The sequence below is a fragment of the Nitratireductor sp. StC3 genome, from assembly GCF_003015025.1.
Taxonomy (GTDB): domain Bacteria; phylum Pseudomonadota; class Alphaproteobacteria; order Rhizobiales; family Rhizobiaceae; genus Mangrovimarina; species Mangrovimarina alexandrii.
In genome coordinates this window covers 303,770-322,067 of the sequence record NZ_PYBP01000004.1, presented here as the reverse complement: position 1 = coordinate 322,067, position 18,298 = coordinate 303,770, and the positions used below count along the sequence as shown (strand labels likewise).

At 66.5% G+C, this 18,298-nt stretch carries 17 protein-coding genes; 12 read left to right on the top strand and 5 right to left on the bottom strand.

What is annotated here, in order from left to right:
• The first annotated feature begins 74 nt into the window (after positions 1-74).
• Positions 75-2,252 (top strand): glycine--tRNA ligase subunit beta, encoded by a 2,178-nt coding sequence (gene glyS, locus C7T96_RS11020; protein ID WP_106571272.1) that lies wholly within the window; start codon positions 75-77, stop codon positions 2,250-2,252.
• 27 nt (positions 2,253-2,279) lie between these two features.
• Here glyS and C7T96_RS11015 read toward each other — a convergent pair whose 3' ends face one another.
• Positions 2,280-2,924 (bottom strand): hypothetical protein, encoded by a 645-nt coding sequence (locus tag C7T96_RS11015; RefSeq protein WP_106571271.1) that lies wholly within the window; start codon positions 2,922-2,924, stop codon positions 2,280-2,282.
• Positions 2,925-3,107: 183 nt separating this feature from the next.
• Between C7T96_RS11015 and C7T96_RS11010 the strand changes: the two genes are divergently transcribed.
• From C7T96_RS11010 to C7T96_RS10990, 5 genes are all read left to right on the top strand, one after another.
• Positions 3,108-4,061: an L-threonylcarbamoyladenylate synthase gene (locus tag C7T96_RS11010; RefSeq protein WP_106571270.1), complete on the top strand. Its 954-nt coding sequence runs from the start codon at positions 3,108-3,110 to the stop codon at positions 4,059-4,061.
• Between the two features lie 94 nt (positions 4,062-4,155).
• On the top strand, positions 4,156-5,586 hold the full coding sequence (locus tag C7T96_RS11005; protein WP_106571269.1) for an FAD-binding oxidoreductase: 1,431 nt from the start codon (positions 4,156-4,158) through the stop codon (positions 5,584-5,586).
• A gap of 514 nt (positions 5,587-6,100) precedes the next feature.
• Positions 6,101-6,787 (top strand): helix-turn-helix transcriptional regulator, encoded by a 687-nt coding sequence (locus tag C7T96_RS11000; RefSeq protein WP_146149172.1) that lies wholly within the window; start codon positions 6,101-6,103, stop codon positions 6,785-6,787.
• A gap of 426 nt (positions 6,788-7,213) precedes the next feature.
• Complete coding sequence (locus C7T96_RS10995; protein ID WP_106571267.1) at positions 7,214-8,290, top strand: SagB/ThcOx family dehydrogenase; 1,077 nt, start codon at positions 7,214-7,216, stop codon at positions 8,288-8,290.
• A gap of 157 nt (positions 8,291-8,447) precedes the next feature.
• Positions 8,448-8,675 (top strand): hypothetical protein, encoded by a 228-nt coding sequence (locus C7T96_RS10990; RefSeq protein ID WP_106571266.1) that lies wholly within the window; start codon positions 8,448-8,450, stop codon positions 8,673-8,675.
• Between the two features lie 246 nt (positions 8,676-8,921).
• Here the strand turns inward: C7T96_RS10990 and C7T96_RS24540 are convergent, their stop codons facing one another.
• Positions 8,922-9,368 (bottom strand): hypothetical protein, encoded by a 447-nt coding sequence (locus C7T96_RS24540; protein ID WP_158264343.1) that lies wholly within the window; start codon positions 9,366-9,368, stop codon positions 8,922-8,924.
• A gap of 737 nt (positions 9,369-10,105) precedes the next feature.
• On the opposite strand from C7T96_RS24540, the gene C7T96_RS10980 reads away from it, so the two are divergent.
• Entirely contained in the window at positions 10,106-10,669 is a 564-nt protein-coding gene (locus C7T96_RS10980; protein WP_106571265.1) for a DUF6101 family protein, read from the top strand.
• 13 nt (positions 10,670-10,682) lie between these two features.
• Here C7T96_RS10980 and ubiA read toward each other — a convergent pair whose 3' ends face one another.
• Positions 10,683-11,666 carry a 4-hydroxybenzoate octaprenyltransferase gene (ubiA, locus tag C7T96_RS10975; RefSeq protein ID WP_106571264.1) on the bottom strand — a complete coding sequence of 328 codons (984 nt, stop codon included), beginning with the start codon at positions 11,664-11,666 and terminating at the stop codon, positions 10,683-10,685.
• A 141-nt stretch (positions 11,667-11,807) separates the two neighbouring features.
• Here ubiA and purD point away from each other — a divergent pair, with 141 nt between their 5' ends.
• On the top strand, positions 11,808-13,088 hold the full coding sequence (gene purD / locus C7T96_RS10970) for a phosphoribosylamine--glycine ligase (RefSeq protein WP_106571263.1): 1,281 nt from the start codon (positions 11,808-11,810) through the stop codon (positions 13,086-13,088).
• Positions 13,089-13,115: 27 nt separating this feature from the next.
• On the opposite strand, the gene C7T96_RS10965 is transcribed toward purD, so the two are convergent.
• Positions 13,116-13,343, bottom strand: coding sequence for a hypothetical protein (locus C7T96_RS10965; protein ID WP_106571262.1), 228 nt, complete (start codon positions 13,341-13,343; stop codon positions 13,116-13,118).
• 141 nt (positions 13,344-13,484) lie between these two features.
• On the opposite strand from C7T96_RS10965, the gene C7T96_RS10960 reads away from it, so the two are divergent.
• Both C7T96_RS10960 and C7T96_RS10955 read left to right on the top strand, forming a co-directional pair.
• Complete coding sequence (locus tag C7T96_RS10960) at positions 13,485-15,257, top strand: acyl-CoA dehydrogenase (protein ID WP_106571261.1); 1,773 nt, start codon at positions 13,485-13,487, stop codon at positions 15,255-15,257.
• A 10-nt stretch (positions 15,258-15,267) separates the two neighbouring features.
• Positions 15,268-16,023 carry a crotonase/enoyl-CoA hydratase family protein gene (locus tag C7T96_RS10955; RefSeq protein WP_106571427.1) on the top strand — a complete coding sequence of 252 codons (756 nt, stop codon included), beginning with the start codon at positions 15,268-15,270 and terminating at the stop codon, positions 16,021-16,023.
• Positions 16,024-16,055: 32 nt separating this feature from the next.
• On the opposite strand, the gene pdxH is transcribed toward C7T96_RS10955, so the two are convergent.
• A complete protein-coding gene (pdxH, locus tag C7T96_RS10950) occupies positions 16,056-16,673 on the bottom strand; it encodes a pyridoxamine 5'-phosphate oxidase (protein WP_106571260.1) in 618 nt (205 codons plus the stop codon).
• Between the two features lie 114 nt (positions 16,674-16,787).
• On the opposite strand from pdxH, the gene C7T96_RS10945 reads away from it, so the two are divergent.
• Entirely contained in the window at positions 16,788-17,192 is a 405-nt protein-coding gene (locus C7T96_RS10945; protein WP_106571259.1) for an RT0821/Lpp0805 family surface protein, read from the top strand.
• Positions 17,193-17,314: 122 nt separating this feature from the next.
• Entirely contained in the window at positions 17,315-18,238 is a 924-nt protein-coding gene (locus C7T96_RS10940) for a DnaJ C-terminal domain-containing protein (RefSeq protein WP_106571426.1), read from the top strand.
• Positions 18,239-18,298: the final 60 nt, after the last annotated feature.

Genomic DNA, 18,298 nt, shown 5'->3' with positions numbered 1-18,298 from the left:
CACGGCCGCAGGTGACAGGGCCGGGTGGAGTTGCTATGCGGCACGCCTTAGGACCTCACCCGCGAGCCGCACCCATGCCTGACCTGCTTCTTGAACTTCGTTGCGAGGAAATCCCGGCGCGCATGCAGCGCAAGGCGGCCGGCGACCTGAAGAAGCTGGTCACCGACGGTCTGGTCGAGGCCGGCCTGACCTACGAGGCGGCGCGCGAATACTGGACGCCGCGCCGTCTGGCGCTCGACGTGCGCGGTGTCACGGCGCGCTCGAAGGATGTGCGCGAGGAGCGCAAGGGCCCGCGCACCGATGCGCCAGAAAAGGCGATCGAAGGGTTCTTGCGCGCCGCCGGTCTGGCTTCGGTCGATGAGGCCGAAACCAGGACCGATCCCAAAAAGGGCACCTTTTACGTCGCGGTGATGGAAAAGCCCGGCCGCGCCGCCGACGCGATCGTGGCCGAGCTGATGCCCGGCGTGATCCGTAATTTTCCCTGGCCGAAATCGATGCGCTGGGGCCCGGCCTCGGCTAGGCCCGGCGCGCTGCGCTGGGTGCGGCCGCTACAGTCGATCCTGTGCACCTTCGGCCCGGAGACGGAGGAACCGGTAGTGGTCGACTTCGAGGTCGACGGGCTCCGCGCCTCCAACGTCACTTATGGCCACCGCTTCCACGCGCCGGACCCCATCACCGTGCGCCGCTTCGACGACTATGTCGCGGCTCTGGAGGCGGCCAGGGTCGTGCTCGATGCCGAGCGCCGCCGGAAGATCATCGAGGCCGACGCCGCCAATCTCGCCTTCGCCGCCGGGCTCGATCTCGTCGCCGACGACGGGCTGCTCGACGAGGTGTCGGGCCTGGTCGAATGGCCGGTGGTGCTGATGGGCGCGTTCGAGCAGGATTTTCTCGACATCCCGCCGGAAATCGTGCGGCTGACGATCCGCGCCAACCAGAAATGTTTCGTCACCCGCCCGCAGGGCGAGGCCGAAAACCTCTCCAACCGCTTCGTGCTGGTCGCCAATATCGAGGCCAGGGACGGCGGCGCGGAAATCGCGCACGGCAATGCCAAGGTGGTGCGCGCGCGCCTGTCCGACGCGGTGCATTTTTGGAAGACCGACCAGGCCGACCTGCCCGATCTCGCCGGGCTGGAAACCTCGGCGCAAAAATTCGGCCTCGACCTTAAAAAACCGCTCGACCAGCGCATGGCCCGCCTCGACCATCTGGGCGTCACCTTTCACGCCAAGCTCGGCACCCAAGGGCAGCGGGTGGAGCGGATCGCACGGCTGGCGGAGGAACTGGCGCCGGCGGTCGGCGCCGATGCCGGGCTTGCCCGCCGCGCCGCCGTGCTCGCCAAGGCCGACCTGCAGACCGAGGTGGTCGGCGAATTTCCCGAACTGCAGGGCGCCATGGGCCGCAAATATGCCGAGCTCCAGGGCGAGGAGCCGGCGGTCGCCGCCGCCATCGAGGCGCATTACCGCCCGCTCGGCCCCTCCGACGTGGTGCCGGCCGAGCCGGTCTCGATCGCGGTCGCGCTCGCCGACAAGCTCGACATGCTCACCGGCTTCTGGGCGATCGACGAAAAGCCGACCGGCTCCAAGGATCCCTACGCGCTGCGCCGCGCCGCGCTCGGCGTGATCCGCATCGTGGTGGAAAACGGGGTGCGGTTGAGCCTCATCGAGCTTTTCAGGAGCGCGAACCGGATCCGCCGGGACGAAACGCGTTCGCCGTCCGGCGATGACCGAAGCGTCGATGCCGACCTTCTCGCCTTTTTCCACGACCGGCTGAAAGTCTATCTGCGCGACCAGGGCGCGCGGCACGATCTGATCGACGCGGTCATCACGCCAGAAGCGGACGACCTGCTTTTGATCGTCCGCCGGGTCGAGGCGCTGGGCGCGCTGCTTGACAGCGAGGACGGGCAGAACCTGCTCGCCGGTACCAAGCGCGCCGCCAATATTCTCGCCGCCGAGGAAAAGAAGGGCACGCCGGTTGCCGGCAGCGTCGATCCCGCGCTGTTTGCCGAAAGCGAGGAACGGACATTGTTCGACGCGGTGGTGGCGGCCGAAGCCGAGGCTGCGGCCGCGCTCGCCGAGCAGGATTATCAGGCCGCCATGCGGGCGCTTGCCGGCCTGCGCGGCCCGGTCGACGCGTTTTTCGAAAAAGTGCTGGTCAATGCCGACGACGAGGCCGTGCGCGCCAACCGGCTCGCCCTTCTGGCCCGTATTCCTGCCGCGACCGGCCAGGTCGCCGATTTCTCGCGCATCGCCGGTTAGAACGCGTCTTTCCGGCCGTCCGGCGCCCTATTCCAGCGCGCGCGACGGCGGCGGTGGCGGCGGCGGCGCGGGCGGCAGGGCCGGCGGCTCGGGCGTTTTCCTGCGACCGGGAGCGGGCGGCGCCGGCCTGTCGCTGGAAACCGTGCGGCGTTCGGTTGCGACGGGGATGTCGGGACTGGGCGGCGGTTCGGCGACGATCTCCACGGGAACCGGCGCGCTCGTGGCGGCGGCCGGAAACGCCTTGCCGACGAGCCCGCCTCGGATCACCATCGGCCTGGCCGGCTGGCGCCCGGCAAGCGATGTCGCCCGTTTTGTGCGTGCCGCGCGCGGTGCCGGTTCGCCGAGCAGGATCATCGAGCGGCTGAGGCGCGGCACCAGCGGGGCGACGCGGTCGGACCCGGCCTCGCTCCCGTCATCGGGCGGATGGCCGAACAGGGCCCTGGCGGCCTCGGCCGGGGAGCCGGGGCGGGTTTCCGACAAGGCGGCCGTCTTGATGGTCGCGTCCGGCGCGGCAAGCACCACTGGCGGGTCTCCAACGGCCGGCTCGCCCATGACGATGATCGAGGCAGACGGCCCCGCAGGCAGGGCGTCGAGCGTCACGAAGGACGAGGCAAATGCCTCCCCCGCCGTCGCAAGAACCAATGCGATCGTTGCCGTTGCCAGAACCTTCATCACTCTCCCGCCAGCTACGCGGCGTGAACCCTATGACGCTGCTTAAACCCTACCGCGTGCGCCCTACGATCCCGTTGGCGGAAACCGTACCATTCGACCGATTAACGAAATGATGACGCAGGGTTACTTGCCGCGCGCGCGCGTGCGGGATAGGCAATGCCGCGTGCACAGTCTGGACGCGTGATGGCCGATATCGTCAGTGAGGAAACCGCGCTCGAGCGCGCAATCGCCCTGGTCCATGCCGGCCAGCCGGTGGCGCTGCCGACCGAGACCGTCTACGGCCTCGCCGCCGACGCCACCAACGGCGCGGCGGTGGCGCGCATCTTCGAGGCCAAGGGCCGGCCGCGTTTCAATCCGCTGATCGTGCATGTCGCCGACAGGGCGATGGCGGAGCGGATCGGTCGCTTCGACGCCCTGTCGCGCAAACTGGCCGATGCCTTCTGGCCGGGACCGCTCACCCTCGTCGTGCCGCTTGCGCCCGACGCACAAATCCATCCGCTGGTGACGGCCGGGCTTGCGAGCGTCGGATTGCGTATGCCGCGCGGTTTTGCGGCAAAATTGATAGCGACCGCCGGCCGGCCGCTGGCGGCGCCCAGCGCCAATTCATCCGGCCGAATCAGCGCCACCACCGCCGCCGCCGTCGCGGCCGATCTGGGGGACAGGATCGCGCTGGTCGTCGATGGCGGGCCGACCCCCGTCGGGTTGGAATCGACCATCGTCAAGGTTGAGCCCGACGGCGTGCGCCTGTTGCGCCCGGGCGGCATCGCCGCGGAGGAGATCGAAGCGGTTCTGGGCGTTCCGCTGCTGCGCGGTGACGCCGGCGGCATCGAGGCGCCGGGCATGATGCGGTCGCATTACGCGCCGCGAGCCGGCCTGCGGCTCGATGCAGACAGGGTCGCGCCCGGCGAGGTCTTGCTTGCCTTCGGGCCAGAACGCATCGCGGGCGCCGACAAGGCCGTCCTCGTCTTGAACCTCTCGCCGTCCGGCGATCTGCGCGAGGCGGCGGCCAATCTGTTTTCCCATTTGCAGGCGCTCGACCGATCGGGCGCAGCGGTGATCGCGGCCGAGCCCGTTCCCGCGACCGGTCTCGGCGAGGCGATCAATGACAGGCTGCGGCGCGCGGCCGCCCCCCGGTGACAAGGCGGCCTGCGCCCGATAGCGTCCCGGGACGACACCGCCGCGGCCGCGCCGGCCGGCCCGATCCCGCCGCCCGACCGGACAGGACCGACAGATGAGCGACGACGACGCCCCGCTTCCCCCGCATCTGATCGCGCGCTTTGCCGCGATCGTCGGCGAGCGCCACGCGCTGCGCGCCGCGCAGGACATTTCCCCCTATCTCACCGAGCCGCGCGGCCTGTTTCCCGGCCGCAGCCGGCTCGTGCTGCGCCCCGGCTCGGTCGACGAGGTCTCGCAGGTGCTCGCGCTCGCCAGCGAGACCGGCACGCCGATCGTGCCGCAGGGCGGCAATACCGGGCTGGTCGGCGGCCAAATGCCGGACCAGAGCGGGCGCCAGGTGGTGTTGTCGCTGTCCCGTCTCAATCGGATTCGCGAGATCGACGTTGCCTCCAACACCATGATTGCCGAGGCGGGCGTGGTGCTTGAGGCCGCGCAGCAGGCCGCGGACGCGGCCGACCGGCTGTTCCCGCTGTCGCTTGCCTCCCAGGGCTCGTGCCAGATCGGCGGCAATCTGTCGTCCAACGCGGGCGGCACCGGGGTGCTTGCCTACGGCAATGCGCGCGAATTGTGCCTGGGTGTGGAGGTCGTGCTGCCCACGGGCGAGGTGTTCGACGATCTGCGCAAGCTCAGGAAGGACAATACCGGGTACGATCTGAAAAACCTGTTCGTCGGCGCCGAGGGCACGCTCGGTGTCATCACCGCCGCCGTCTTGAAGCTTTTTCCCAGGCCGAAGGGGCGCGAGGTGGCATGGGTCGGTCTTTCTTCGCCGCGTCAGGCGCTGGCCTTGTTTTCCGATGCGCTCGAACGGGCCGGCACCGGGCTGACCGGCTTCGAGCTTTGCGCGCGGCTCGCCGTCGATTTCGCCGTGCGCCACGTGCCCGGCACCGTCCGCCCGCTGCGGGACGCGCATGACTGGTACGTGCTTGTCGAGATATCGTCGGGGCGCTCGCCTGACGATGCGCGCGCGTTGATCGAGGACATTTTATCTGCCGGTCTCGACAAGGGCCTGGCCGCCGATGCCGTCATTGCCGAAAGCCTGGCCCAGGCCGATGCCTTCTGGCGCCTGCGCGAGGCGATGTCGGAAGCCCAGCGCGCGGAGGGGGTGTCGATCAAGCACGACGTTTCCGTGCCGGTGGCGGCGATCCCCGACTTCATCGAGGAGGCCGGTCGTGCCGTGCATGCGCTCGAGCCCGGGGCCCGGCTGGTGACCTTCGGCCACATGGGCGACGGCAATCTGCACTACAATGTCTCGCAACCAGAGGGTGCATCGGGCGCGGCCTTCAAGGCGCGCTACCGCGAGGTCAACGACCGCGTGCATGAGATCGTGCGCGCCTTCAACGGCTCGATTTCCGCCGAGCACGGCATCGGCCAGATGAAGCGCGACGAGCTGGTGGCCACGGCGCCGCCGGTGGCGACCGATTTGATGCGCCGCGTCCGCGCCGCCTTCGATCCGGCCGGCATCATGAATCCCGGCAAGATGGTTTGAAAATTCGTAGAAAACTGTCAGTTTTCAGTCGAAAATATGTGCGATCATATATTTTAAGCCTCGTTTTCGTAGATATTTCTTCGATTTCTTCCAATTTTATGTGATTTTTTATTGTTTTTTATTGTAATATTTTAGTGATCGTAGCCGCCGTCGGGGCGATGAAGCTCGTTCAACGCGATTGAAAACCGGCGACAAGGACTCTTTTGGATGTCATCCACCTGGTGGACATCCTGAATAATGGTGATCACGAGGAGGATCGTTCGTGCTAGAGCCCGCCCCGGGTTTGTAAGTGTACCGGCGGTGGTGGGGCATTCCGGCGGTGCGCGACGGGGCGTTCGGTCGGCCGAAAAGGGGTAAGGACGATGCAGTCAGGGTTGAAGTTTTTACCGTTGCGATCGCGCTTTGCTGTGGAGATGTTGGAAAACAACTCTAGATAAGCCAAGTGATGTGGCTGCATGCGGCTTTTTCGGGACGGCTTAAGGCGCTCTGTCGGCGGGCGGGGTCGGTCGCGAAAGTGTGTCGCGAAACCGGCATAAGTCGCGCCCAGTTCGACAGATATCTGGACGGCAAGGCGCTGCCGGGCACGGAAAACACGCGCAAGCTGTGCGCATATTTCGACATTTCCGAAAAGCAGCTTTTCACCCCGCCGAATCCGGAGGCCGAGGCCGGGGGTGTTCCGGCCGCCGGCATGCCGGCGGCCATGCTCGATCTGCTCTCGGACCGGCCCCTGCCGCCTTTGCCCGAGGGGATCTATTTCACCTATTTCAACGTGCCCTCGCGTCCCAATCTCGTCATGCGCTCGGCCACCTTCATCTTCAAGCGCGATCGGGTCATGGCGTTCCGCCGGGTGACCGGACGGCGCGGCGGACCGGGCGGGGCCTGGTCGCGCTCGCAGGGCAACCATTACGGTCTGGTGACCTCCAGCCTGAACTGGATCTACTTCACCGCCTTCAACCGGCGTCATGTCGGCGAGCCGAGCCTGATCGCCGCCGGATGGGCGGGTTATGCGGAGCCGACATTGGTCGGAACCACAATCGTGTTGACCGAATCCGGGCCGGAAACCGGCACTGCTATCATCCGACCTGCATCGGTCAGCTACCGAGCCCGTGAAGCCATTGCCGCCGTCGGCGTCTACAAGATCACCGATCCGTCCCTGGATCCCGTGGTGGTCGATCTGCTCGGTGGTTTGCGGGCGGCCTGATCCGTCTTCCTCATGTGAGAATCAGCCGGTGCCGCGACGCGGTGCCGGGCGCTGTTGCAGGCTTTCGAGCCTGCTTTTTTATTGCTGTATTTATGATGAACTTTCTTCTTTATAAGAGTAAATATCATCATAATTAGAGCAACATAAATTAATTAGAGGTAATTTATTTATTTATACGTAGTTAAGAAGTCAAAATATACCATTCGTTAGGAGTTCCCTCGCTAGCGTTCTGTCGTTACCGCAAAATCGCGGAGCAAATGAGAGGGAAATGATCATGAAGACTTCGAAGAAGAATCTTGTCGTTTCGGCTGTGTCGACCAAGGTTTTCGTCGGCCCGGGCTGGCACTTCTCCCGCTGAGCAATATCAACGGCGTCGTCGATCCGTTCCGGATCGACGACGCCGGCTATGAAGACGGGACGGAGACAATGCTGGTTCGGCCATCGCGCACCCTAGTTTTTACCCACGACGATCACACCCTGATCGGCTGCAATTTCCTGTCGCGCCAGACTTTTGCCTGCAGCCCCGATCTGGTCGCCGTGCTCAACACCTGGTCGCAATGGCAGCCGCCGGGCGCGTTGGCCGGCCTGGTGGAAGGGCTGAGCCAGGAAGAGGCGGAGGACCTTTCGCGCCAGCTCGTCGACCTGTCGGCGCTGGTTGTGGAAGGCTCGGAACTGGCCGACCGCGAAGCAAGCTTCGAGCGCGACTGGTCATGGGGCATTCCGACCGCCCTGATGCATTTTTGCGTGCAAAACCCCGACTATCTGACCGCCGAAGAGGCCGCGCAGCGGCAGGTCGACAAGGCCGCGGGCTCGACATCGCCGGTGCTGTGGCTGCGCAATGCGCCAGACCAGGCGATCCGACTGCCGGACGCTCTGGAGGGCAACGATCTGTTTCAACTGATGGCCCGCCGCCGGACCGTCCGCAAGGCAGGCGCCGACACCATCACCTTGAAGCAACTCAGCGACTGCCTGTTCGCCGGGCTCGGCATCACCGGCAATACGCAGGGCGTGACGGGCTCGCTGCCTTTGTCCATGACGCCGTCCGGCGGCGCGCGCAATCCTTACGAGGCCTATGTCTTCGCCCGCTCCGTCGAGGGGCTGGCGCCAGGCATCTATCATTATTCGGCGCTCGACCACGACCTGGGCAGGATCGAGGCCGCCTGCCTACCCAAATTGTCCGAACTGACGGGCACCCAGGAATGGGCGGACGAGATGGCCTGCCTGATCGTGTTGGCGGCGGACCTGCGCCGCACGATGTGGAAATACGAGGACCCGAACGCCTATCGGGTCGTGCTGATCGAAGCCGGGCATATCGGCCAGAACGTCATGCTCGCCGCGACGCATCACGGCCTCACGGCCTGTCCGACGGCGGCTTTGTCCCATGCCCGCATTTCGCAGTTGCTGAAATTCGATTCGGTCGCCGTCGCACCGATCTATGCGTTGACGCTGGCCAGGCCGGACCGCGCCGAATTCGAGCGCACCGCCAAGATGAGTGCACATTGAGTTCCCCGCGCTGCTGCTTCCGCGCGAGGATGTCGTTTGTAACCGTATCAACCCGGCGGTGACTCGGTGAAGCCGAGGCGCTGCCCGAACAAGATCAGTATTCGTGCGTAAGAGTATCCCATGAGTTTAGGACCATCCAAGACAACAGGACAGGATCATGGACACTCGCACCAAGGGATCGGTGACACGTCGGGAGCAGATTGCCTATTTGAACGGGCAACTGCGTGAAATGCGCGAAATCGCCGCCTCGGCGGGGCTGCAACTGACAGCCTATTTCGTCGAGATGGCCTATCTCGAGCTCAGCGACACCATTCGCGAAGAGCGGATTTTCGCCGAACCCGACAAGCAGAGCGCCGACCTTTCGCATCGACTTGCCGCGGAGTAGCCGCGCCGGACCGCCGACCCCGGCCGTAACGTCTGCCCGTCCACGTCCTGCCCCTTGCCGGCGGCAAGGCGGCGATCTCCGCATGCCGGATTTGCCGGCGTTTCGTGCCGCCACCGCCGAATGAACTTGCGTGCCCGCCGCGGGCGGGACCCCGTCTTGCGCCGTTCGCCGCGCAACACGCCGTACCGGCGCGATTTTTTACCTTTACCCACACAATCCCGGAAGTCTGCCAACTGAACGTGCGCGTTACAGCAGGCCGCTGCCTTCAACCTCACACGGCTGGAGCCGCTGCTTGTCGCCCTGCATGAGCGGCTTGCCGGCGTCGTCATCGAGCAACTTGACTGGCTGGCCTTCATCGACCGGTACGACCGGCCGCAGACGCTGTTTTACCTCGACCCGCCATACTGGGGCTCGGAAGGCGATTACGGCCGCGCGCTTTTCGGCCGCGAGCAGTTCGAGGCGATCGCCGCGCGCCTGGCTTGCCTGAATGGACGGTTCATCCTGTCGATCAACGACGTGCCGGAGACACGAGCGATTTTTGCCGGGTTCGTTCAGGAGGAGGTAGAGCTGCGCTATTCGATCGGCGGCGGCAAGGGCACGCCCGCGCGCGAGCTGATCATTTCGTAGCTCAGTTGATTTGCCGATTGCGGCTTCGTATCGTCCCGCATCTGCCGCTTGACAGCGAGACGTCAAGCATCTCGAAACATCATCGATGCGACGATAGCTCGCTGGGAGGGACCGATGGATGAGGTCGGGGTCATTTGTCCGAAATGTGGACGGAAGAACGATCTTGTTCTAGCCGGCACGGTGGCGGATTGGGAAACGGTCGCATGTTCAGGCTGTAAAGCACCACTTGGCTCGATCGAAGTGATCGTGAAAAACGCTAGTGACCAAAAAGCTAGGAATGCGGGCCCATTGAAAAAAGACAGAGGTTAACTTCGCGGATACCGATCGTGAGGCGACATAGCGCGATCCCGCCATAGACCGGCGGGCGGCTGGTCGTTATCCCAAAATCGCGGCGGACCTGATCCGCATCCAAGCCCCGTCGGCCATGTGCCGGCGGGTTTTTTTGCGCGGCAGTGTCCCATCTCCATCGACAGCACACCAAGGTGTCGGTCAGCCGGCTTTGAACGTGTTCACGTGCCAGCGACGGAAAAATAAGTTGGTGCCATTCGAAGTTGCGCGCCGTGCCATTCGAAATTGCGCGCTACAAGTTGCGCGCTACAACGCCTTTACCTCCCATCCATCTTGGTTGCGGTCCGGTTTATCGGTCGGATTCCGATAACCATTTGCCAGATCAGCAAAATTTAACCCAACTTCTTAAGCGCGCCGGTAAGGTCGCCGCGCTAGCTTGCAAGCACAAAGAGGCCGGACAACCGGCCCGCGAGAACCGGAAACCGGCTCTCAGGCGTTGCAGGAAGGCGTAAGTGATGAACACGGTGTCGAACCCAGTTTGGGCCGGGCGCTATATGCGGCTCGACCCGTTCCGGCTTCCCCAGATCGCGAGCTATGCGGCCCGCGACGATTATGGCGAGGTCACGGTCAAGATCGATAAGCGCGGCGCCGTGATGCACCGCACCTTGGCGCACAGCCGGCTTCCGGTCACGGTCGCGCTGCCGGCCAACGCCTTCAAGGGCGTGGCCGCCCGCGCCATTGAGGACGAGGACGGCAACGTCACCGTCACGCTGGAATTGCTGCATGGCGATCCGATGTTGTGCGTGCCGCTTCTGGTCGCTCACGACCTCGACGACATCGCCGCCGACTGGCGCAACTGGGCCGAGGCGTACCGGCTGCCGATGCTGCTGATCGAATCGGACGGTGTGGCGCGTTCGCTCGAGGAATCGCTGAGTTCGGCGCGGATGCCGGCGCCCAAGGAACGCCGCAAGCGTCGGGGATCCGCGGTGCGCCGGCCTCGCTTCCTCGCCCGCCGCAAGACCGGCGATCTCGGAGTGCGGCTGGTGGTCGGGGGCGACGAGATCGTCGCGCGCGAATAGGCCGGCTTCGAGTTCAAACCATCGGTTTGAGCGCCGCCCACAGCCCCGAGCCGACGAAGCCGGCGAAAATCAGCCAGCCGACCACGGCGTTGGAATGGAACAGGCGCAGGCACTGCGCGCCGTCGTCGATGTCGAGCACGCGGATCTGACGCGTCATGTGGATCGCCGCGGCGACCAGCCCGGCAAGCGCCGGCAGCGGCGCCTCGGCCGAGGCGCAGGCCGCCGCCATCAACAGCAGCGCGCCGCCGTAGAGGCCCGACAGCCAGGTTTTGGTGTTGTCGCCGAACAGGCGCGCGGTGGAACGCACGCCGACGATCGCGTCGTCCTCCTTGTCCTGGTGGGCATAGATCGTGTCGTAGCCGATCACCCACAGGATCGACCCCGCGTAAAGCAGCAGGGCCGGCGTGTCGAGGCTGGCGAACACCGCCGCCCAGCCCACCAGCGCGCCCCAGGAAAAGGCGAGGCCGAGGACGAGTTGCGGCCAGTCGGTGATGCGTTTCATGAACGGATAGGCGGCGACGATCGCCAGCGAGGCGATGCCGAGCAGGATCGCGAACGTGTTGAACTGCAAAAGCACGACCAGCCCGACGAGCGCCTGCGCGACCAGAAAGGCCCAGGCCTGGCGCCGCGATACCTTGCCCGATGGCAGCGGCCGTGAGCGCGTGCGCTCGACCATGGCGTCGATCTTCTGGTCGACCAGGTCGTTATAGGTACAGCCCGCGCCGCGCATGGCGACGGCTCCGATCAAAAAAAGCGCGAGATGCCAGGGATTGGGCAGCAGGCTCATGAGCGGGTCGCCGGGCCGCGCATAGGCTGCCGCGGCCAGGGCCGCCGACCACCAGCACGGCCACATCAGCAATTTCCAGCCGATCGGGCGGTCCCAGCGTGCGAGCTGGGCAAAAGGCCACACCGCGCGCGGCAGCACCCGATAGACCCAGTGGCCGGACGGCGCGTCGGCGACGCGGCCCTGCTGCGCGAGGGATTGTATCTTGTCCATGCCGGCTGAAGTGGCAGGGGCGGGCGGCAACGTCAAGCGTGCGAAGCGTCCGGCGCGCCGTTCCGGCCGGCCGTCGCCCTTGACCTTGTGCCCGGAGCCCAATAGCCGAACGCGGAGGCGAAGGAATCGGCGAGGCAGGTGATGAACGTATTTTTGATCGGCTCGGGCGGGCGCGAGCACGCATTGGCCTGGAAACTCGCCGCCTCGCCGCTGCTGAAAAAACTCTACGCCGCGCCCGGCAATCCCGGCATCGCCGCCCATGCCGAACTGGTGGCGCTCGATATAGACGATCACGATGCCGTCGCCGCCTTCTGCCGCAACAGGCGCATCGATCTCGTCGTCGTCGGCCCCGAGGCACCGCTTGTCGCCGGGCTTGCCGACACGCTGCGCGCGGCCGGTATCGCCGTTTTCGGCCCCTCGGCCGCGGCCGCGCAGCTCGAGGGCTCCAAGGGCTTCACCAAGGATCTGTGCGATCGTCACGCCATCCCCACCGCCGCCTATCGTCGGTTCAACAACGCGCCGAAGGCCAAGGCCTATCTGCGCGAAAAAGGCGCGCCGATCGTCATCAAGGCCGACGGGCTGGCCGCCGGCAAGGGGGTGACGGTCGCGATGACGCTGGCCGAGGCGCTCGAGGCGGTCGACGCCTGTTTCGAGGGCGCCTTCGGCGCGGCCGGCGCCGAATTGGTGATCGAGGATTTCCTGGAGGGCGAGGAGGCGAGCTTCTTCTGCCTGTGCGACGGCACCACCGCGCTGCCCTTCGGCACCGCCCAGGACCACAAGCGCGTCGGCGAGGGCGACACCGGTCCCAATACCGGCGGCATGGGCGCCTACTCGCCGGCCGCCGTGATGACGCCGGACCTGGTCGAGGCCACGATGCGCACGATCATCGAGCCGACGATGCGTGGGCTGGCCGAGGCGGGCACGCCGTTTTCCGGCGTGCTTTATGCCGGGCTGATGCTGACCCGCGACGGTCCCAAGCTGATCGAATACAATGTGCGTTTCGGCGATCCCGAATGCCAGGTGCTGCTGATGCGGCTCGAGGACGACCTGCTGGTGTTGCTGAAGGCGGCCGCCGACGGCCAGCTCGCCCCCATGTCGGCACGCTGGCGCGACGAGGCCGCGCTCACCGTGGTGATGGCCGCGCGCGGCTATCCCGGCACGCCCGAAAAGGGCTCGCAGATTGCCGGCCTGGAGGCGGCGGCGGGGGAGGGCGTCGAGATATTCCATGCCGGCACCGCGCAGGTCGACGGCGGGCTCGTCGCCGCCGGCGGGCGGGTGCTCAACGTCACCGCGCTCGGCGCATCCGTGGCCGAGGCGCGCGAACGCGCCTACGCCGCCGTCGACCGGATCGACTGGCCGGGCGGGTTTTGCCGTCGCGACATCGGCTGGCGGGCGATCGCGCGCGAAACGCACGACGGCTGAACCCGGCGCCCGACCCGCCGCCGGACCTCAGTGCGAGAAATCGTCGAACGGGTCCGGCGCCGGCTTGTCCGGCAGCGTGCCCTCGGCCGCGCGGCGGCGGTGATGCGCAAGCGAGCAGGCCGGCGAGCACAGGATGCCCCGGTCGCACCAATAGGCCGGCCCGTCTTCGATCATGCCGTGATGATGGTGAAAGCCCGCCGCCCCGAAGGACAGGCCGCATTCCACGCATCTGAATTTCCCCGGCCGCTCCAGCATGCCGCCCGGTTAGACCGCTCGCGACCGAATCGCAATGCATGTCGTGGGATCAATTGACGTTTACGTCAAAAAAATCTAGCCCTGGGATGCGCAGCAACAGAGGCGCGACGATCGCCGCGCTCACAATCCGGGAGAAAGACCATGTACCGAGCACCCGTCGACGATATCGCCTTCGCCCTCAACGAGGTGGCGGGTCTGCGCGCTGCCATCGACGAAGGGCTTTTTCCCGATCTGTCGCCCGATCTGGTCGACGCGATCCTCGGCGAGGCCGGGCGTTTTGCCGGCGAGGAGGTCGCCCCGCTTGCCAAGGTCGGAGACGAAACCGGCGCGGTGCTGAAGGATGCGGCGGTGACGATGCCCGAGGGCTGGAAGGATCTCTATCGCCGCTGGGTCGACGGCGGCTGGAATGGGCTGTCGCTGCCGCAGGACCATGGCGGCCAGGGTCTGCCCGGCATGCTCGGCGTGGCGGCGCTGGAAATGTGGAACTCCGCCTCGATGGCTTTCGGCATCGGCCCGATCCTGACCATGGGCGCCGTCGACGCGCTGGAAAAACACGCCAGCGACGCGTTGAAGGCGCTTTATCTGCCCAAGCTGATCTCCGGCGAATGGATGGGCACGATGAACCTGACCGAGCCGCAGGCCGGTTCCGACCTGAACGCGTTGCGCGCGCGCGCCGAACGGGCCGATGACGGCACCTATCGCATCTTCGGCCAAAAAATCTTCATCACCTATGGCGAGCACGATTTTACCGACAATATCGTGCATCTTGTTCTGGCGCGCCTGCCCGACGCGCCGGCCGGCACGCGCGGCATCTCGCTGTTTCTGGTGCCGAAATTCCTGCCCGACGACGACGGCGTGCCGGGGGCGCGCAACGACGTCTTTTGTGCCTCGATCGAACACAAGCTCGGCATTCACGCCTCGCCCACCTGCACGATGATCTATGGCGATGGTTTCGCCGAGGATCGCGAGCCCGGCGCCGTCGGCTGGCTGATCGGCGAGGAAAACCGCGGGCTGGCCTGCATGTTCACGATGATGAACAATGCGCGCTTGGCCGTCGGCATGCAGGGCGTGGCCGTTGCCGAGGCTGCCTATCAAAAGGCGCGCGCCTATGCCCAGGAGCGCCGTCAGGGCAAGGCCGCCGGCCATGACGGCGACGGCATGGCGCCGATCGTCATGCATCCCGACGTGCAGCGCAACCTGCTGACGATGGGGGCGCTTACCCAGGCCGCACGGGCGATCGCCTATTGCTGCGCCCACGCCACCGACATGGCCGAGGCCAAATCGGGCGATGCGGCGCGCCACTGGCAGGAGCGTGCCAATCTTTTGACCCCGGTCGCCAAGGCGTTTGCCACCGATGTCGGCGTCGACGTCGCCTCGCTCGGCGTCCAGGTGCATGGCGGCATGGGGTATGTCGAGGAGACCGGCGCCGCCGCGCTCTACCGCGACGCCCGCATCGCGCCGATCTACGAGGGCACCAACGGCATCCAGGCGATCGATCTGGTGATGCGCAAGCTGCCGCAGTCGGGCGGCGAGCACGTGCTCGGCTACATCGCCGAATTGCGCGAAGACGTCGAGGCCGTGCGTGCCTCCAACCTGCCCGCATTCGGCCGCAGTGCCGAAAAGATCGCCGCCGCGCTCGACGATCTCGAGGCGGCGACCCGCTTCATGCAGGCCGCGCTCGCCGACGGCCGGACCGACGAGGCCCTGGCCGGCGCGACGCCCTATCTGCGCTTGTTCGCGCTCGCGGCGGGCGCGGCCTGTCTCGGCCGCGGCGCGGTGGCGGCGCAGTCTGCCGAGCGGGTCGCGTTGTGCCGCTTCTTTTGCGAAAACCTTGCCGGCGAGACCGGCGCGCTGCGCGAGCGCGCCTGCGACGGTGCCGAAAGCCTGGCGCTCGCCGCCGCCGCGCTCAATTGAGGACGGGCCGATAAGCGAACATGTCGAAATCGAACGTCGCGGCGCCGTCCAGACGATCCGGATGAACCGCCCGGACAAGAAGAACGCCATCACGCGGGCGATGTATGCCGTCATGGCCAAGGCGCTGACCGAGGGCGATGCCGATCCGGCCGTCCGCGTCCATCTCATCCTCGGCGTGCCGGGCGCGTTTTCCTCCGGCAACGACCTGCAGGACTTCATGGCCGTCGCCATGGGCGGCGACGGCGGCATGGAGGTCTACGACTTTCTCGTCGCGCTCGCCCAGTCGCAGAAGCCGCTGGTCTCGGCCGTCGACGGCGTTGCCGTGGGCATCGGCACGACGATCAATCTGCATTGCGACCTGACCTTCGCCACGCCGCGCACCGAGTTCCGCACGCCGTTCGTCGATCTGGGACTGGTGCCCGAAGCCGGCTCCAGCCTGCTCGCGCCGGCCGTGCTCGGCCGCCAGCAGGCCTTTGCCCTGCTCGGGCTCGGCGAAGGCTTTTCGGCCGAGCGCGCCAGGGCGGCCGGGCTGATCTATGCCGTGGTCGGCGAGGACGAGCTGGAGGCGGTCGCCTTTACCGCCGCCGAGGAGATCGCGGCCAAACCGCCCGAGGCGCTGAAAATCGCCCGCGACCTGATGCGCGGCCCGCGCGAGGAGGTTGTCGCCCGTATCAAGCAGGAGGGGACCCATTTCCGCGCCCGGCTCAAATCCGACGAGGCGCGCGCGGCGTTCGTCGCCTTCATGAACCGCAAGAAGGCTGGCTGAGGCCGGAGGACGGCGGCGGCCGTCCTCTCCCGTCAGGGATAGAGCCGGGTCTTATTCCAGCCGCCCTTGCCGTCGGCGGTGAACACCACCCGGTCGTGGAGCCGGAACGGCCGGTCGTGCCAGAACTCGATCGTCTGCGGTTTCAGGCGAAAACCGGACCAGTGCGGCGGCCTCGGTATCGTGCCCACCGCGTGGCGGGCGGTATATTCGGCGACCGACTTTTCCAGCGCGAAGCGGCTTTCCAGCGGGCGCGACTGTTTCGACGCCCAGGCGCCGATGCGGCTGCCGCGCGGGCGGCTGGCGAAATAGGCGTCGGCCTCCGCGTCGGACACGATCTCCACCGGCCCGCGCAGGCGCACCTGGCGGCGCAGCGACTTCCAGTGAAAGCACATCGCGGCCTTCATCGAGCCGAGCAGTTCCACGCCCTTGGCGCTTTCGAAATTGGTGTAGAAAACGAAGCCGTCCCGGTCGAACCCCTTCAACAGCACCATGCGCACGTCGGGCAGGCCGTCCTGGTCCACGGTGGCGAGCGCGACGGCGGTCGGATCGTTGGGCTCGCTTTCTTGTGCATCCGCCAGCCAGTCGCCGAACAGGCGGACCGGCTCGTCGCGGGTGGTGAAGTCATCCTTCGTTAACGGTGTTTCGCTCATAGTCGACCATTCGCGGGAGATGATGTTGCGGCCTCGTGAGGAGATGGCGGATTGTCGCGCCGGGTGCAAGCGTCCAGGGGAATTTTGCGGCCAGGAATCGGTTGCGCCACAGGCGTGAAACTGGTGCTTTTGCCGCTGCTTGCCGTATTGGGCGGGTGCGTCTCCAGCGGCTTCGGGCTCGGCGATGACGGGCTCGACAGGTCGCTCGTCACCGGCGCGGTTCAGCCTGCGCCCGCCGCGGTCGTCGACACCGAAACCCGCTCCGACGAGGCCACGATCCGCAACGCCGTCACCTCGGCCAATCTCGAAACGCTGGGCGGGGGAACATTGTCCTGGGCCAATGCCGAAACCGGCTCGCGCGGCGAGGTTGCCACCATCGTCGAGTTGGAGCGCGACGGCGTGCGCTGCCGCCGGTTCCGGGTTTCCCGGGAGAGTTTCCAAGGCGTCGCTCTGTTCGACGGCGAGACCTGCCTGACGCCGGGCGCGGGCTGGTGGACGCGCAGTTTCGAACCGGTGTGAGCGCGCCGCATGCGCCGCGACAGCGCGTTTTGCATGCGAAAAACGGTGTCCGGACTGGAATTTCTTCCTAGAAATTCGCATATAGGTTCTCGAGCAACTGACTTCCTCGACAGGCAATGACGATGCGCGATCCGTACGAAGTATTGGGCGTGGCCAAGACCGCGAGCGCCAAGGACATCAAGTCGGCGTTTCGCAAGCTCGCCAAGAAATATCACCCGGACCAGAATCCGGACGACCCGAAGGCCAAGGACCGTTTCGCCGCGGTCAATCAGGCCTATGAGGTCGTCGGCGACGCCGAAAAGCGCGGCGCCTTCGACCGCGGCGAGATCGACGCCGAGGGCAAGCCGCGCTTTCACGGCTTCGAGGGTGGCGCGCACGGCGACCCGTTCGCCGGGTTCCGTCGCGCCGGCGGCGCCGGCCCGGGCGGCGCGCGCTTCGAGTTCCGTACCGGCGGCCCTGGCGGTCCCGGGGGTGCCGGCGGCTTCGGCGATGCCGAGGACATTATTAGCGAATTGTTCGGCCAGGCCTTCCGGCGCGGTGCCGGTGGTGCCGCCGGCGCGGGCGCCGGTCAGGCGCGGCCGGCCGATCTGCGCGCCACGCTCGACGTCACGCTGGAGGAGGCGGCCGGCGGCGCCCATGTCAGCGCCCAGATGCCCGGCGGCCGCAAGCTCGCCATCAAGCTGCCGCGCTTTGTCGAGGACGGTCAGACGATTCGGCTGAAAGGGCAGGGCGAACATGGCGGCGACGCGCTTGTCACGCTGCGCTTCAAGCCGCATCCGCGCTATCGCCTCGAGGGCCGCAATCTGCATGTCGATCTTTATGTCGACCTCGCCGACGCCGTGCTTGGCGCCAAGGTTCCCGTCGAGACCGTCAAGGGCAGGATCGCGGTGACGGTTCCGCCCTGGTCGGGTTCCGACAAGGTGTTGCGCCTGAAGGGGCGCGGCTTGCCGCAAAAATCCGGCGGCGAGGGCGATCTCCTCGTCCATGTGCGCATCCTCCTGCCGGAGGACAAGCGCGCCGCGCTGGAAGCGCTTTTGCGCGCATGAGGCGGCACCCATCCAAGTCTTGCCGGTCGTTGCGGCTTGTCGACCGATACGGCCTGTGCG

Coding starts and splice junctions, on each gene's coding strand:
- glyS (WP_106571272.1), top strand. CDS start 75: ATGCCTGACCTGCTTCTTGAACTTCGTTGCGAGGAAATCCCGGCGCGC.
- C7T96_RS11015 (WP_106571271.1), bottom strand. CDS start 2,924: ATGAAGGTTCTGGCAACGGCAACGATCGCATTGGTTCTTGCGACGGCG.
- C7T96_RS11010 (WP_106571270.1), top strand. CDS start 3,108: ATGGCCGATATCGTCAGTGAGGAAACCGCGCTCGAGCGCGCAATCGCC.
- C7T96_RS11005 (WP_106571269.1), top strand. CDS start 4,156: ATGAGCGACGACGACGCCCCGCTTCCCCCGCATCTGATCGCGCGCTTT.
- C7T96_RS10995 (WP_106571267.1), top strand. CDS start 7,214: ATGCTGGTTCGGCCATCGCGCACCCTAGTTTTTACCCACGACGATCAC.
- C7T96_RS10990 (WP_106571266.1), top strand. CDS start 8,448: ATGGACACTCGCACCAAGGGATCGGTGACACGTCGGGAGCAGATTGCC.
- C7T96_RS10980 (WP_106571265.1), top strand. CDS start 10,106: ATGAACACGGTGTCGAACCCAGTTTGGGCCGGGCGCTATATGCGGCTC.
- ubiA (WP_106571264.1), bottom strand. CDS start 11,666: ATGGACAAGATACAATCCCTCGCGCAGCAGGGCCGCGTCGCCGACGCG.
- purD (WP_106571263.1), top strand. CDS start 11,808: ATGAACGTATTTTTGATCGGCTCGGGCGGGCGCGAGCACGCATTGGCC.
- C7T96_RS10965 (WP_106571262.1), bottom strand. CDS start 13,343: ATGCTGGAGCGGCCGGGGAAATTCAGATGCGTGGAATGCGGCCTGTCC.
- C7T96_RS10960 (WP_106571261.1), top strand. CDS start 13,485: ATGTACCGAGCACCCGTCGACGATATCGCCTTCGCCCTCAACGAGGTG.
- pdxH (WP_106571260.1), bottom strand. CDS start 16,673: ATGAGCGAAACACCGTTAACGAAGGATGACTTCACCACCCGCGACGAG.
- C7T96_RS10940 (WP_106571426.1), top strand. CDS start 17,315: ATGCGCGATCCGTACGAAGTATTGGGCGTGGCCAAGACCGCGAGCGCC.